The organism is Marinifilum breve (assembly GCF_003202155.1).
Taxonomy (GTDB): domain Bacteria; phylum Bacteroidota; class Bacteroidia; order Bacteroidales; family Marinifilaceae; genus Marinifilum; species Marinifilum breve.
Genome location: NZ_QFLI01000106.1, coordinates 1 through 524, shown reverse-complemented (window position 1 = coordinate 524; position 524 = coordinate 1). Strand labels below are relative to the sequence as shown.

The window sequence follows — 524 nt, the reverse complement described above, 5'->3', positions numbered from 1 at the left end:
ACCTCCGTCCCATATAGTAAGGAAAGACGACCAGACGCTGCTAAATTTAGTAAGCTATCAGAAAAGTGTTTACCAACGACAAACTCGTTGGGTTTAAACTTCTGGCTGGCCACGTCTTAGGGTCGTCACTGCCCCACTAGGGGGGGAGTGATCTGTAGCGGTAAATAAATCCCTAAAATAAATAGCTCTGTAAGTTTTCGACATTGGATGCTGACCATATGTTTTAGTGGACTCATCTAGCTGAAGGCGCTCGGTCAGGCATCCGCACCAGATCACGTGTGGTAACGCCGTGCTCAACATCAACCGCAATCGCTAGCCAGATTAGATCAGAGAATTCCGATATATTGGTCATCGCCAAATATACTCTTCCGATCTCCTCGACTCTGTCTTTTGATTTCTCTTGGTGGGAACGAAATATATTAGAAGGTGTTACTGGTAGAAGCGTTGTCAAACACTGAATACCTGTGACATCATCATTGGTGAACCCGACGTGATCTGGTACACCTAATTGCACCTGTGATTCT

1 protein-coding gene is annotated in these 524 nt (G+C 45.4%); it reads right to left on the bottom strand.

From position 1 onward, the window contains the following. Nucleotides 1-232: 232 nt before the first annotated feature. Nucleotides 233-524, bottom strand: a 292-nt coding sequence (locus DF185_RS24860) for a hypothetical protein (RefSeq protein ID WP_207784749.1), incomplete at its 5' end; no start/stop codon positions are given.